This window comes from Actinomyces bowdenii, from assembly GCF_017592395.1.
Taxonomy (GTDB): domain Bacteria; phylum Actinomycetota; class Actinomycetes; order Actinomycetales; family Actinomycetaceae; genus Actinomyces; species Actinomyces bowdenii.
This window is the reverse complement of sequence record NZ_JAGFOU010000009.1, coordinates 17346-30594: the sequence shown is the minus strand read 5'-3', so window position 1 is coordinate 30594 and position 13249 is coordinate 17346. Positions and strand designations below refer to the sequence as shown.

Annotated in this window: 13 protein-coding genes; 10 read left to right on the top strand and 3 right to left on the bottom strand. The window is 76.0% G+C overall.

Going from position 1 to position 13249, the window contains the following annotated elements:
• Positions 1-34: 34 nt before the first annotated feature.
• Positions 35-796: an AMIN-like domain-containing (lipo)protein gene (locus J5X07_RS05485; RefSeq protein ID WP_208478927.1), complete on the bottom strand. Its 762-nt coding sequence runs from the start codon at positions 794-796 to the stop codon at positions 35-37.
• Positions 797-880: 84 nt separating this feature from the next.
• Here J5X07_RS05485 and J5X07_RS05480 point away from each other — a divergent pair, with 84 nt between their 5' ends.
• The 3 genes from J5X07_RS05480 to J5X07_RS05470 all read left to right on the top strand — a co-directional run bounded on the left by J5X07_RS05480 (position 881) and on the right by J5X07_RS05470 (position 3677).
• Positions 881-2068 (top strand): D-alanine--D-alanine ligase family protein, encoded by a 1188-nt coding sequence (locus J5X07_RS05480; RefSeq protein WP_208478926.1) that lies wholly within the window; start codon positions 881-883, stop codon positions 2066-2068.
• A complete protein-coding gene (locus J5X07_RS05475) occupies positions 2055-3119 on the top strand; it encodes a thiamine-phosphate kinase (protein ID WP_208478925.1) in 1065 nt (354 codons plus the stop codon). The genes J5X07_RS05480 and J5X07_RS05475 overlap by 14 nt, the downstream gene beginning before the upstream one ends.
• A gap of 114 nt (positions 3120-3233) precedes the next feature.
• Positions 3234-3677 (top strand): GNAT family N-acetyltransferase, encoded by a 444-nt coding sequence (locus tag J5X07_RS05470; protein ID WP_208478924.1) that lies wholly within the window; start codon positions 3234-3236, stop codon positions 3675-3677.
• A gap of 104 nt (positions 3678-3781) precedes the next feature.
• Here the strand turns inward: J5X07_RS05470 and rpmB are convergent, their stop codons facing one another.
• Complete coding sequence (rpmB, locus tag J5X07_RS05465; RefSeq protein ID WP_124933394.1) at positions 3782-3973, bottom strand: 50S ribosomal protein L28; 192 nt, start codon at positions 3971-3973, stop codon at positions 3782-3784.
• 282 nt (positions 3974-4255) lie between these two features.
• Here rpmB and J5X07_RS05460 point away from each other — a divergent pair, with 282 nt between their 5' ends.
• Positions 4256-6232 carry a DAK2 domain-containing protein gene (locus tag J5X07_RS05460; protein ID WP_208478923.1) on the top strand — a complete coding sequence of 659 codons (1977 nt, stop codon included), beginning with the start codon at positions 4256-4258 and terminating at the stop codon, positions 6230-6232.
• 93 nt (positions 6233-6325) lie between these two features.
• On the top strand, positions 6326-8581 hold the full coding sequence (locus J5X07_RS05455) for an ATP-dependent DNA helicase RecG (protein WP_208478964.1): 2256 nt from the start codon (positions 6326-6328) through the stop codon (positions 8579-8581).
• A gap of 183 nt (positions 8582-8764) precedes the next feature.
• Here J5X07_RS05455 and rsmD read toward each other — a convergent pair whose 3' ends face one another.
• Complete coding sequence (gene rsmD / locus J5X07_RS05450) at positions 8765-9331, bottom strand: 16S rRNA (guanine(966)-N(2))-methyltransferase RsmD (RefSeq protein WP_208478922.1); 567 nt, start codon at positions 9329-9331, stop codon at positions 8765-8767.
• A 147-nt stretch (positions 9332-9478) separates the two neighbouring features.
• Between rsmD and coaD the strand changes: the two genes are divergently transcribed.
• Genes coaD through mutM form a run of 5 tightly spaced genes read left to right on the top strand, consistent with a single transcriptional unit; the run spans position 9479 to position 13193 of the window.
• The gene (coaD, locus tag J5X07_RS05445; protein ID WP_124933391.1) at positions 9479-9979 is read left to right on the top strand and encodes a pantetheine-phosphate adenylyltransferase; all 501 of its coding nucleotides are present in this window, start codon (positions 9479-9481) and stop codon (positions 9977-9979) included.
• A gap of 25 nt (positions 9980-10004) precedes the next feature.
• Positions 10005-10577: an ATP synthase subunit B family protein gene (locus J5X07_RS05440; RefSeq protein WP_124933390.1), complete on the top strand. Its 573-nt coding sequence runs from the start codon at positions 10005-10007 to the stop codon at positions 10575-10577.
• 42 nt (positions 10578-10619) lie between these two features.
• The gene (locus J5X07_RS05435; RefSeq protein WP_208478921.1) at positions 10620-11261 is read left to right on the top strand and encodes a YceD family protein; all 642 of its coding nucleotides are present in this window, start codon (positions 10620-10622) and stop codon (positions 11259-11261) included.
• Complete coding sequence (rnc, locus tag J5X07_RS05430) at positions 11261-12100, top strand: ribonuclease III (RefSeq protein WP_124933388.1); 840 nt, start codon at positions 11261-11263, stop codon at positions 12098-12100. The genes J5X07_RS05435 and rnc overlap by 1 nt, the downstream gene beginning before the upstream one ends.
• Entirely contained in the window at positions 12093-13193 is a 1101-nt protein-coding gene (mutM, locus tag J5X07_RS05425; protein WP_208478920.1) for a bifunctional DNA-formamidopyrimidine glycosylase/DNA-(apurinic or apyrimidinic site) lyase, read from the top strand. The genes rnc and mutM overlap by 8 nt, the downstream gene beginning before the upstream one ends.
• The last annotated feature ends 56 nt before the right edge of the window (positions 13194-13249 follow it).

Here is a 13249-nt window from a genome sequence, read left to right as displayed (position 1 = left end):
CGGGTTGTGGCGGGCCCCAGTGGCAGGGCGGGGCTCAGCCCTCCCCATCGGGGTGGCCGACGTCGATGACCAGGCGGGTGGGGCCCTGAAGGGCCAGCACCCGGTAGTCCTGGGTGCTGGTGCCCAGGACCACCTGGAACTCGCTCTCGAAGGGCATGTCCACATGCGCCCCCGCAATGCCCCGGCCCTGGACGCTGAAGTCCAGGGGGCCGCTGCGCATCCGGGCCTGCTGCTCGGGGGTGGGGGCGCCGAGCGCGCCGGTGCCGGTGATGAGGAGCAGATGATCGCCCCCGACCTCGATGGGCTCGCCCTTGCCCGGCGTCGTCGCCTCCTGGGCCCACCGCGGGGCCAGCCAGCCGGGGGCGCCCTCACCGGAGAACTCGACCACCAGGCGGTCGTAGCCCTCCTGGTCGTGGGTGCCCACGCGCACGTCGGTGATGACCAGCGCGGCGCCCTCGGAGGCCGGGCTGCCCTCCGCGCCCGCGCCCCAGGCGGGGAGCCCGGCGGTGGCGGTCTCATCACTGCCGCTGAGGGACCCGGTGGCGGTGGCTGGGCCGGCGGAGGGGGCCGGCCCGCCTGAGGCCGTTCCTGCCGGGCCTGCCTGCCCGGGCGCGGTGGTGGCGGAACCGGCGGCGGAGGGGGCCGGGGGACGGGCTCCCTCCCCGCATGCGCTCATAGCCGCTCCGCCCAGGAGCAGCGCCGCCGCGGGGAGGACCGTGCGGCGCCCGAGGAGACGGCCGGGCAGTGGCTGGGGCGGGAGCGCCGTGCCAGTGGCTGCAGGGGGCTGCTGATTCATCGTGTCTCCTGAATATCCCATGATCATGCGCTGGATGCGCTGGCGGCGCCAGGATAAGGCCGGTTGAGGCGGTAGCGTGGGAGCATGCCACGTAAGCACAGCCCCGCCTCCCCACCTGCCAGCGCCCCCAGCGCCCCAGGAGCTCCCAGATCGCGCAGGCCGCGCGTCGCCGTCGTCTTCGGCGGGCGCAGCGGCGAGCACACGATCTCCTGCGCCACGGCGGCAGGGGTGCTCTCCGCCATCGACCGCCGGCGCTACGAGGTGGTGCCGGTGGGCATCACCCCCGAGGGCCAGTGGGTGCTGGTCGACGACGATCCCGCCGCCCTGGAGCTCAGCGACGCGCGCCCGCCGGTGCGGATCACCCGCGAGGGCCTGGGGCGCGGCGAGCTGTCGGTGCCGCTGGGCGGTGGCGAGATGGTGGTGCGCACCTCGACGGGCACCCGGGCCCTGGAGGAGGTCGACGTCGTCCTGCCCCTGCTCCACGGGCCCTACGGGGAGGACGGCACCATCCAGGGAATGCTGGAGATGCTGGGCCTGCCCTATGCGGGCTGCGGGGTGCTGGCCTCGGCGGCGGGCATGGACAAGCAGGTGACCAAGGTGCTGCTGGGGGCGGCGGGGATCGCCACCGCACCGCATGTGGCGGTCAGTGCGCGCAGCTGGGCCGGTGAGCGCGAGCGGGTCCTGGAGGCCTGCGAGGCGCTGGACCACCCCCTGTTCGTCAAGCCGGCCCGCGCCGGCTCCTCCCTGGGCATCACCAGGGTCGAGCGGGGCGGGGACCTGGTGGCCGCCATCGAGGCGGCGCGGGAGGTGGACCCCAAGGTGCTGGTGGAGTCGGGCATCGAGGGCCGCGAGATCGAGGTGGCCGTCCTCCAGGGCCGCGATGGCGCCCCGCCGCGGGTGGCCGAGCCCGGTGAGATCGTCATGGACGCCTCCCAGGGGGCGGGGGAGTTCTACGACTACGAGACCAAGTACCTGGCCCATGACGCGGTGGCCATGGTCTGCCCGGCCCGCATCAGCCCCCGGGAGCGCGAACTGGTCATGGACACCGCCGCGCGGGCCTTCGAGGCGCTGGGCGCCGAGGGCCTGACCCGCGTGGACTTCTTCCTGACCCCCCAGGGCCAGGCGGTGGTCAACGAGGTCAACACGATGCCGGGCTTCACGCCCTTCTCCATGTACCCCTACATGTGGCGGGTCTCGGGCCTGGACTACACCTCCCTGGTCACCGAGCTCATCGAGCTGGCCCTGGAGCGCTCCACGGATGTCAACCGCTGAGGCCCTGCGCGCCCGGACCGTGGCCGAGCTGGGGGAGGAGGGCCTGCTGGCGCTCATCGCCCCCAGGCTGCCCCACGCCCCCGGCGAGCTGGTGGGCAGCGGGGATGACTGCGCGGTGCTGTCCCAGCCCGACGCGCGGGCGGTGGTGAGCACCGATGTGCTGGTCGAGGGCCACCACTTCCGCACCGCCTGGTCCACTGGCCGGGACGTGGGGCGCCGGGCGGCCGCCCAGAACCTCGCCGACGCCGCCGCCATGGGGGCCCGGCCCACGGCCCTGGTGGTGGGACTGGTCCTGCCGATGACGACGAGGGCCGGCTGGGTGGAGGACCTGGCCTCCGGCCTGGCAGAGGGCTGCGCGCCCTGCGGTGCCGGGGTGGTCGGCGGCGACCTGAGCGCCGGGGAGTCCCTGGTGATCGCCGTGACCGTCCTGGGCGACCTGGAGGGGCGGGCCCCGGTGCTGCGCAGCGGGGCCAGGCCCGGTGACGCCGTGGTGCATGCGGGCACCCTGGGCCGCAGCGCGGCGGGCCTGGCGCTGCTCAGCGCGGGCGCTGCGGCCCAGGGCGCCGCGAGGGCGCTGAGCCCCGTCGGGCGGCAGTGCGTGGAGGTCTTCCGCGCGCCCCGGCCGCCACTGGCCGCGGGGCCCGCCCTGGCCGCCTGCGGGGCCGGGGCGATGATGGATGTCTCGGACTCCCTGCTGCGCGATGCGGGACGCATCGCCCGGGCCTCCGGGGTGGTCATCGACCTGGAGGAGCCCGGGAGGGGCGCTCTGGCCGGGGACCTGGAGGCCCTGGAGCCCGTGGCGGCCGAGCTGGCCGGCCTGCCGGCGGTCCCGCCCGAGCCGGATCCGCGCGCCCTGGCGCGCCGGTGGGTGCTCACGGGCGGAGAGGACCACGGGCTGCTGGCCACCGTGCCGCCCGAGGCGGTGCCGGACCTCCCCGACGGCGCCCGTGTCATCGGCTCGGTGCGGGCCCCGCGCGGTGGTGAGGGCGCCCGCCTCCTCATCGACGGCGCCGAGCCGGGCCCGGGCGCCGGATGGGATCACTTCGGCTGAGCCGGCCGGGCCCACCGGCCCGTGGGCGCGCCCTCGCCGGCTCCCGCGGCGCCTGGCAGAATGGGGCGCGGCGGCGATCACGGGCCGATGCCGGGGGAGGACTGGAGGCGATCGATGAGCATCGAGACCTGCCTGGAGCACACGGCTCCCCGCCGTGAGGAGCTGGTGGATCTCTACGACTCGGTGGGGTGGCGCCCCTACACCGAGCACCCGGAGCGCCTGGAGGCGGCGGTGCGCGCCAGCCTGTGGCTGGGCGCCCTGCGCGAGGCGGGCACGGGGCGCCTGCTCGGCCTGGCGCGCGTGGTGGGCGACGACGTGAGCATCGCCTGGCTCCAGGACCTGCTCGTGCGCCCCGAGGCCCAGCGCCAGGGCCTGGGAGGCCTGCTGCTGCGCGCAGCCCTGGAGCGCTTCTCCCATGTGCGCCAGTTCCAGCTGCTCACCGATGCCGATGAGGGCACCGAGGCCTTCTACCGCTCGGTGGGCCTGGTCAGTGCCCAGCAGGAGGGGACGGTGTGCTTCATGCGGCCCCTGCCTCCCCCGCCCGCGCCCCGGGCCTGAGCCGGGCTCCAGGGCAGGGGCGGCCGGGCCATCGGCCGGGCATGACGAAGGCCGCCGGCCTCAGGGGAGGCGGCGGCCTTGTGCTGCCGGTCGGAGGCGGGCGCTCAGATGTTGCGCGTCACCTTTCCGGCCTTGAGGCAGGACGTGCACACGTTGAGGCGCTTGGGAGCACCGTCCACGAGAGCACGCACGCGCTGGATGTTCGGGTTCCACCGGCGGTTGGTCCGCACGTGGGAGTGCGAGACGCTCTTGCCGAAGATGGGGCCCTTGCCGCAGACGTCGCACACAGCAGCCACGGTCTCACTCCTGATCTTCAATGCTTGAGCACTCGAGCCGACCGGCCCGGCGCTAGGTCCACCGCCCAGCGCAGAGGCGCCGGGCAACCCGCATACAATAGCGGACGCCGCCGAGCGCCCCCAAGCGCCGTGGGCGTGTGCTCAGGCACATGAGTGCCGTGCGGGCCCATGGTGCTGACCAGCCCCGATGGGACAAGCGGGAATCTACCGGGTAGCCTGAATATTCGGGGACTGTGGCTGCGGCCCGGTACCCGGCGCAGATCAATGAGTGAGGAGGCGGTGATGGCCCAGCCTGACGGAAGCGGCCCGGTCCTGCCCCGTGCTGTGCCCGAGGCCGTCGATGGGGCCGTGCTGCGCCGCTGGTTGGCCCTGGCCGAGGACGTCGCCGCCGAGGTGCGCGACCTGGTGGACTCCCTCAACGTCTTCCCCGTGCCCGATGCCGACACCGGCACCAATGTGCTGCTCACCCTGCGCTCCGCCCGCGACGCCCTGGCCCGCCTGCCCCGCGCCGCCGACGCCGCCCAGGTCTCCCGCGCCGCCGCCGACGGCGCCGTGCGGGGCGCCCGCGGGAACTCCGGCCTGCTCATCTCCCAGGCCCTGGCCGCACTGGCGGACATCTGCGCGCAGGCCCCCGACCCCTCGCGGCTGCGCCCCGTCGAGCTCGTGGCCGTCTACGAGCGCATGGCCTCCACCACCTGGGCGGCCATCTCCCGCCCCGTGACCGGGACCCTGCTGAGCGTTGCCCGCGATGCCGCGGCAGCGGCCCGGGCCGGCATGGAGGAGTCGGCCCCCTCCGCCCCGGCCACGGTGGGCTCCATCGCCTCGGCCGCGGCCTTCGGCGCCCAGGAGTCGGTGGTGGAGACCGCGGGACTGGGCCACGGGCCGGTGGACGCCGGCGGGGCGGCCCTCATGCTGCTGCTGACCTGCCTGTCCGACACCATCGAGACCAGCACGGACGGGATCGGCTCGGGGCCTCCGGCCGGCCGGGGGGAGGAGGGCCTGTGGACGCGGGCCCCCTACACGGCGGTGGCCCGCCAGATGATCGCCGACCTGGCCGAGGGCGGGGCCCTGCACGGCCCGGCCTCGCCGGCCCGGGGCGTGTCCAGCGGCGAGTTCGAGGTCATGTACCTGCTGGAGGCCACTGCGGCGCAGGCGGAGCAGCTGCGCCACGACCTGGAGGCGCTGGGCGACTCGGTGGGCGTCGTGGGCACCCCCGATGCCCTGGGCGTGGGCCTCTACCAGGTCCACGTCCACACCGACACCCCCCGGGCGGCGCTGCCCCGCCAGGGGAGCGCCCGCCAGATCTGCATCCACCACCTCCACCCCACCGCCCTGGTGATGGCCACCGCCGAGCCGCCCTCCCCCTGGGGACCGCACTCCTCGGGGCCCGACGGGCGGGTGGTGTCCTTCGAGCGCCTGGCCGCCCGCAGGGCCGAGCGCAAGGCCCAGTCGGTGCGCACCCACCCCTCCCAGGCGGCCATGCCCCGGCCGGCCCCCCCGGTCCCGGCCGCCGCCCGGGCGGGGGCGGCCGGCCTGCCCGCCGCCCCCGCCCGTGATCAGGGCGTGGGCGTCATCGCCTGCACCCGGGCCCCGGGGCTCATCGAGCAGCTGGCCCGCTCCGGCGCCGCCGTGGTCATGGACCCCGACCGCGACGGGATCGTGCGCGCGGCGGGGGATCTGGGAGCGCCCCAGGCGATCGTCCTGCCCTGCGACCCGGCCTGCACCGAGGCCGCCCATGAGGCCGCCCGCCTCCTGGCCGCCCGCTCGGCCGCCGCCTCAGCGGGCCGCCCCGCCGCCCCGGGCCACGCCGCGGCCGCGCACGCGGTGGGGGAGAGCGGATCCCAGCAGCCCGAGGGCATCCAGCTGCTCGTCTGCGACACCGACGACGAGGCCCGCGTCCTGGCTGCCGCCGTCGCCGTGGCCGGGCGCTCGGGGCAGACCGAGGTCTCCGACCTGGCGCGCCGGGCCTGGAGCGCCTCGGCCAGGCTGCGCACCATCGGCCTGAGCGGGGCGCAGGCCGAGCCGGAGGCCGTGGCCCGCACCATCGCCTCGGCCCTGCGCCCCGATGACGAGCTCCTCACCGTCATCACCGGCCGCCACGCCGGCGGCGATGTGGGCGTCCTGGCCGCCGGTGCCGCGGGAGCGGTCAGCGGGGTCCTCGAGGCCGATATCGAGGGGTCGGCCTCCGCCGGCGGGCTGGAGGTCGCCGTCCACGCCGGGGGCCAGGAGTCGCCCGACGTCCTCATCGCCATCGAGTAGAGCCGCCGCAACCCATCACCGCGCATGAGACCACCGGCACCACCCTCCTCCGCAGCGCCGCGGCGCGGCGCCCTGCCGCTCCTGGACCGCCCCCTGGAGCGGCTCGTCGGCAGGGCCACCGCCAAGCAGCTGGCCGCCCAGGGCCTGAGCACCGGGGCCGACCTGCTGCGCCACCTTCCCCGGCGCTACGAGACCTGGGGGGAGCTGACCGACCTGCGCGTGCTCAAGGACGGCGAGCAGGCCACCATCCAGGCCCAGGTGGTGCGCTCGGCCTCGCGCCGCACCCGCTCCGGGCGCCCCCCGGCGCTCATGGAGGCCACCGTCACCGACGGCGCCTCGACCATGGGCATGGTCCTCTTCGGCTCCCCGGGCCAGATGAAGGCCAGTGCCGAGCAGCTCAGAGCCGGGACCACCGTCCTCCTCAGCGGCAGGGTCGGCCTGCACCAGGGCCGCAAGCAGCTGGCCTCCCCGAGGTTCCAGGTCCTCGACGAGCTCGACCGGGCCGAGCGCGAGGCGCTCCTGGCCCGCCCCATGCCCATCTACCCGGCCACCGACGCCCTGCCCTCCTGGCGGGTGGCCAAGGCCGTGCGCACCGTCCTGGACCAGCTCGGCCCCGACGACGTTCCCGAGCCCCTGCCCGAGGATATCCGCCGTCAGGCCGGGCTCATCGACGCCCTGACCGCCTACCAGTGGGCCCACCGCCCCCAGGACGCCCACCAGTGGCGAGCCGCCCGCGCCCGGCTGCGCCACGAGGAGGCGCTCATCCTCCAGGTCGCCCTGGCCCAGCGCCGCGCCCGCCACGAGGCCACCCGCACCGCCGTCGCCTGGCCCCGGCCCGGGCCCGACTCCCTGCGCGCCGACCTGGACGCCGCCCTGCCCTTCGAGCTGACCGCCGGCCAGCAGCGGGTCGGGGACCGGCTCGCCGCCGAGCTGGCCGGCACCGTGCCCATGCAGCGCCTCCTCCAGGGCGACGTCGGCTCGGGCAAGACCGTGGTGGCCCTGCGCGCCATGCTCCAGGTGGTGGGCGGCGGGGGGCAGGCGGCCCTCCTGGCCCCCACCGAGGTCCTGGCCGCCCAGCACTGCGACTCCCTGCGCGCCATGCTCGGGCCCCTGGGCCAGGCGGGCATGCTGGGCGGGGCCGAGCGCGCCACCCGCATCCACCTGCTGACCGGCTCGACCCCCGCCGCCCAGCGCCGTGCCATCCTGGCCGAGCTGGCGGGCGGGCAGGGGGCCATCGTCGTGGGCACCCACGCCCTGCTGTCCGACACCGTCCAGATCCCCTTCCTGGGGCTGGTCGTGGTCGATGAGCAGCACCGCTTCGGCGTGGCCCAGCGCGACGCCCTGCGCGAGCGCGGCGGGGCGGCCGACCCGGCCACCGGGCAGCGCCGCACCCCTCACCTGCTGGTGATGACCGCCACCCCCATCCCGCGGACCATCGCCATGACCGTCTTCGGGGACCTGGCCACCAGCGTGCTGGACGAGGCGCCCGCCGGCCGCAGCCCGGTGACCACCCACCTGGTGCCCTGGGAGCGCAGCACCTGGGTGGCCGGCATCTGGCGGCGCGCCGCCCGGGAGGTGGCCGCCGGCGGGCGCGTCTACGTGGTGTGCCCGCGCATCGACGCCGGGGAGGATGACGCGGGGCCCGAGGAGCAGGGGGCCGGGCACGGTGCCGGCCCCCTGCCACACGGCGGGGGCCGGGACGGCGGGGAGGGAGGCGACCCGGCCCCCGCCCGGCCCCTGGCCGCCGTCGAGGACTGGGCCGGGCGACTGCGCGCCGAGCCCGCCCTGGAGGGCATCGGCGTGGCCACCCTCACCGGCAGGATGACCAGCGCCCAGAAGGAGGAGGCCATGGAGGCCTTCGCCTCGGGGCGCGCCCCCATTCTGGTGGCCACCACCGTCATCGAGGTGGGCGTCGACGTCGCCGAGGCCTCGATGATGGTCATCCTGGACGCCGAGCGCTTCGGCCTGTCCCAGCTCCACCAGCTGCGCGGGCGCGTGGGCCGGGGCCGGCGCGAGTCCCTGTGCACCGCCGTCACCGGGGCCCAGGTCGGCAGCCCCGCCTTCCACCGCCTCAAGGCCTTCGCCTCCACCACCGACGGCTTCGCCCTGGCCGAGGCCGACCTGGAGCTGAGGGCCGAGGGCGACGTCCTGGGCGCCTCCCAGTCGGGGCGCTCCTCCGGGCTGGACCTGCTGCGCGTGACCCGCGACGCCGAGCTCATCGCCACCGCCCGGCGCCAGGCCGAGAGGATCGTGGCGGACGATCCCGGGCTCGATGAGCACCGGGCGCTCGCGGCCGCCATCGCCGACCGCCTCGACGAGGAGTCCCAGGCCTACCTGGAGCGCTCCTAGACCCCCTTCCCCGGGAGGCTGTGGATGCGGTCGGGCGCGGGAGGCGCTGCGGCCGTGAGCCAGGTGCTCGTGGGACAGCCGGGATGGCGGGCCTGGTGGGGCTGATCTGCTCGCCGGGGCGCCGCCTGTCGAGCCTCCGGGATGCCGTGGAGCACGTGCGACCGGGCCCGCGCCGGGAGGGCCTCAGGAGGCCTCGGGCTCGGCGAACCACAGGAGGGTCTCGCCGTACCTCTTGGAGGAGAAGCAGTGGAGCCCGGGGGGCCAGATCGGCTCGGGCGTGCGCGAGGAGCGCTCGACCACCACCACCGAGCCGGGCGCCAGCCACGGGTCCTGGTCCCGTGCCAGGGGGGCGAGGATGCCCGCCAGATCGGCCTGGCCCATGTCGTAGGGCGGATCCAGCAGCACCAGGTCGATCGGGGCTCCGGCGGGGCCCGCCAGGTAGGTGGCCGCCTTCGCGCCCACCGCGCGCACTCCCCGCAGCCCCAGGGCCCGCGCATTGCGCTGGCAGGCCTGGACGGCCGCGCGGGCCGAGTCCACCAGCGCCACCTCGGCGGCCCCGCGGCTGGCCGCCTCCAGTCCCAGCGCGCCCGAGCCCGCGCACAGGTCGAGCACGCGCGCGCCCTCGATGACCCCGTAGTGCTCCAGCCGGGCGAAGAGCGCCTCGCGGACCCTCTCGGACGTGGGGCGCGTCCCGGTGCGCGGCACCTCGATACTGCGCCCCCCGGCGCTGCCCGCCACGATCCTGGTCATGGGCCCGACCCTACCCGCCGTGCCCGGCCGCCCGGCGCCATCGCGCCGGGGAGGCGCAGCGGCAAGGGCCCGGCGGCCAGGTGTGATCCCAGCGTGATCCCGGCGTGCGTCCCGCCCCGCTGCGCACCGCGCCGCTACCGTGAGCCCATGAGCCTGGCCGTCTACCCTGGGAGCTTCGACCCGCTGACCCTGGGGCACCTCGATATCGCCGCCCGCGCCGCCGCCCTGTTCGGGACCGTCGTCATCGCCGTCGCGCACAACACCTCCAAGGCGGGCCGTCACCTGCTCAGCGCCGAGGACCGCCTGGACCTGGCCCGCCGGGCCACTGCCGATATGGGGGGCGTGGAGGTCGACCTCGTCCCCGGGCTGCTGGCCGACTACTGCCGCTCGCGCGGCGCCTCGGCCATCGTCAAGGGGCTGCGCAGCGGGACCGACCTGGACGCCGAGCTGCCCATGGCCCTGCTCAACCGGGACCTGGGCGCCCCCGAGACCGTCTTCCTGACCGCCGCTCCCGCCCATGCCCACATCTCCTCCTCCCTGGTCAAGGAGGTCGCCGCCCTCGGGGGGGATGTCTCCGGCCTGGTGCCCGGCGCCGTCGCCCACGCCCTGGCCCATGCCATGCGCCGCCAGGGCCACCCGGTACCCTGAAACCCGCGAATCGAGAGGAAGAACCGTGACGACCAGCCGTGACGCCGGAGACGACCTGCTGAGGATCCTCGATGAGCTCGACGAGCTCATCGCCTCGGCCCGCTCCATGCCCATGAGTGCCTCAGCCATCGTCAACCGCGAGGCCGCCCAGGAGCTCATCGCCCGGGCCCGCCGCTCCGTGCCCACCGCGGTGCACCGGGCCGAGGAGATCGTCGCCGACGCCGATGCCGTCCTGGCCCAGGGGCGCGAGGAGTCCGAGCGGCTGGTCACCCACGCCCATCAGGAGGCCGAGCGCCTGGTGGCCGGGGAGAACATCGTGCGCATGGCCAATGACCGCGCCGATGCCATCATCACCGCCGCCGAGGACAAGGCCTCCGCGCTGCGCCACGGGGCCGACGAGTACTCCGACAAGGCCCTGGCGGCCCTGGAGGGGGAGGTGGCCAAGATCGCCGAGCAGGTCCGCGCCGGCCGGGAGGTCCTGGCTGCCCGCCTGGAGACCTGGGAGGGCGAGCCGCTGTCCCAGCCCGCCGTCGGGGAGGTCCAGGAGCCGGTGCGCCGTCGGGCGAGCTGGTCGGTCGACCCCGGCCCTCTGCGCTGAATGCCCCGCCCCACCGACCACCACGCACCCTGGGGAGAAGACATGCCCGGACTGGTCATCGACATCGTGGACCTGCCCCGCCCCGCGGGCTCGGTCAAGCGCCTGCGCCTGAGCGCGCCGGCACCCGCCCGGCTGGGCAATGAGGTCATCGGCGTGCCCGAGGGCAGCGGCCTGGACATCGAGGTCACCCTGACCTCGATGGACGAGGGGGTTCTGGCCCAGGCCCGGGCCCAGTGCCGTATCCATGGTGAATGCGTGCGCTGCCTGCGCGACCTCGATGAGGAGCGCACCGTGAGCATCGATGAGCTCTACTTCCTGCCCGAGGCCATCGAGGCCCAGCGCGCCCAGGGCGATGAGGAGGCCGAGGATCTCCTGGAGCTGGGGGAGAGCACCCTGGACCTGGAGCCGGCCCTGCGCGACGCGATCATCCCCACGCTGCCCCTGCGGCCGCTGTGCCGCCCCGACTGCCCCGGGCTGTGCCCCGAGTGCGGCGAGCGCCTGGAGGACCTGCCCGCCGACCACCACCACGAGGTCATCGACCCCCGCTGGGCGGCCCTGGCCGGATTCGTGGACCGGGCCGCCGGCCCCGCGAGCCCCGGCTCCGAGGCCGGTGCTGACGACGCCGCGGGCCATGCCCCCGGCGGGGAGCCAGGTGGCGGGCGGCACCGGGGCGAGGGCGCCTGATGGCCCGGCGCCGCACCGCCCCGCCCGCGCGCACCGACACCGAGGCGCTGGTCTACCGCTGGGGCCCCGCCATTGACGCGCCGCTGCTGGAGCTGGCCCTGACCCACCGCTCCTGGGCCCATGAGAACGGCGGCCTGCCCACCAACGAGCGCCTGGAGTTCCTGGGGGACTCCGTGCTGGGCATCATCGTCACCGAGCACCTCTACCGCGCCCACCCCGAGGTCCCCGAGGGCCAGCTGGCCAGAATGCGCGCCGCCACCGTCTCCGAGCCGGCCCTGGCGGCCGTCGCGCGCGACCTGGGGCTGGGGGAGTTCATCAAGCTGGGCAAGGGCGAGGCGCTCACGGGCGGCCGGGACAAGGACTCCATCCTGTCCGACACCGTCGAGGCCCTCATCGGGGCCACCTACCTCACCCACGGCCTGGAGACGGCGCGCGCCGTCGTCACCCGCCTGGTCTCGCGCTTCCTGGACTCGGCCCGCACCCGTGGGGCGGGGCTGGACTGGAAGACCAGCCTGCAGGAGCTCACCGCCGCCCACCGCCTGGGCTCGCCCTCCTACGAGGTCAGCGGGGAGGGCCCGGACCACCACCGGGTCTTCTCCGCCCGGGCCATCGTCGATGGCCGGGCCATGGGCTCGGGCAGGGGCTCATCGAAGAAGGTGGCCGAGCATGAGGCCGCCGAGGCCGCCTATGCCGCGATCCTGGCCTCCCATGGGGACGGGGGACTGGACCTGCCCGGGGTCAATGACGCCCTGCGCGCCGACCTCAGCGCCCACCTGGCCGGTGAGGAGCGGGCGGGGCGGGCGGACCGCCGGGGGCGGGGCCCGGCCGGCGATGCCTGAGCTGCCGGAGGTCGAGTCCGTCCGCGCGGGCCTGGCCCGGCACCTGGCCGGGCGCACGATCACCGCTGTCGAGGTGCTCGACCCCAGGCCCCTGCGCCGTCAGGACGGTGGGCCGAGGGCCTTCTGCGACCAGTTGACCGGGCGGGTCATCACCGCGGCGGTGCGCCGCGGCAAGTTCCTGTGGCTGCCCCTGGACGATGGGCGGGCGCTGGCGGCCCACCTGGGCATGAGCGGCCAGCTCCTCGTGCGCGGGACCGGCGCCCCGGGCCCCGGCCGGAGTGCCGCGGAGGCGGGCGATGAGCGGGTGGGGGAGGCGCCCGCCGTCGCCGGCGGGGCGGATCCCGCGCCCTTCCTGGGGGCGGCGCAGGGGCCCCGGGTCGATATGACGGCCACCCGGGCCCCGAGCCTGGTGCGCGAGCTGTCGGTGCGTCCCAGGCACCTGCGCGCGCGCCTGCAGCTGAGCGCACAGCCCCAGGACCCCGGCACCGGGGCGGCCCTGGACCTGGTGGACCAGCGCATGCTCGGCGGGCTGTGGGTTGACGACCTGGTCCCCACCGCGGATGGGGCGCCCGGGGGAGTGGGGGACCGGGCGGCGCTGCTCCCCGCCGGCGCTGCCCACATCGCCCGCGATCTGCTCGATGAGGCCCTGGACCGCCGTGGTGCCATCGCCCGGATGCGGTCCTCGCGGCGCGCGGTGAAGTCCCTGCTGCTGGACCAGGGGATCGTCTCGGGCGTGGGCAACATCTACGCCGATGAGGGCCTGTGGGGTGCGGGCATCCACGGCCTGCGCCCGGGCACGGCCCTGGGCCCGCGGGTGAGCGGGCGCCTCCTGGAGGCGGTCGCCCAGGTGATGCGCCGGGCCCTGGCGGTGGGCGGGACCAGCTTCGATGCCCTGTACGTCGATGCCGAGGGGGCCGCCGGGTACTTCGCCCGCGAGCTGGCCGTCTACGGGCGCTCGGGCCAGGAGTGCCGCCGCTGCAGGGCGCAGTTGCGCTCGGAGGTCATCGGCGGGCGCTCCCACACCTTCTGCCCCCGCTGCCAGACCCGGCCGCGCCTGATGAGGGAGCCCCGCTATGGCGCGTCCCGCTCCTGAGGGCCTGCCGGCCCATGGCGGCTTCGAGCATCCCACTGATAAGCAGGCGCCTCCTT

Bases quoted from the DNA above. Each gene is read 5' to 3' on its own strand.
- rnc (WP_124933388.1), top strand. From the start codon at position 11,261: ATGGCCCGGCGCCGCACCGCCCCGCCCGCGCGCACCGACACCGAGGCG.
- mutM (WP_208478920.1), top strand. From the start codon at position 12,093: ATGCCTGAGCTGCCGGAGGTCGAGTCCGTCCGCGCGGGCCTGGCCCGG.
- coaD (WP_124933391.1), top strand. From the start codon at position 9,479: ATGAGCCTGGCCGTCTACCCTGGGAGCTTCGACCCGCTGACCCTGGGG.
- J5X07_RS05460 (WP_208478923.1), top strand. From the start codon at position 4,256: ATGGCCCAGCCTGACGGAAGCGGCCCGGTCCTGCCCCGTGCTGTGCCC.
- J5X07_RS05485 (WP_208478927.1), bottom strand. From the start codon at position 796: ATGAATCAGCAGCCCCCTGCAGCCACTGGCACGGCGCTCCCGCCCCAG.
- J5X07_RS05475 (WP_208478925.1), top strand. From the start codon at position 2,055: ATGTCAACCGCTGAGGCCCTGCGCGCCCGGACCGTGGCCGAGCTGGGG.
- J5X07_RS05480 (WP_208478926.1), top strand. From the start codon at position 881: ATGCCACGTAAGCACAGCCCCGCCTCCCCACCTGCCAGCGCCCCCAGC.
- rsmD (WP_208478922.1), bottom strand. From the start codon at position 9,331: ATGACCAGGATCGTGGCGGGCAGCGCCGGGGGGCGCAGTATCGAGGTG.
- J5X07_RS05435 (WP_208478921.1), top strand. From the start codon at position 10,620: ATGCCCGGACTGGTCATCGACATCGTGGACCTGCCCCGCCCCGCGGGC.
- J5X07_RS05470 (WP_208478924.1), top strand. From the start codon at position 3,234: ATGAGCATCGAGACCTGCCTGGAGCACACGGCTCCCCGCCGTGAGGAG.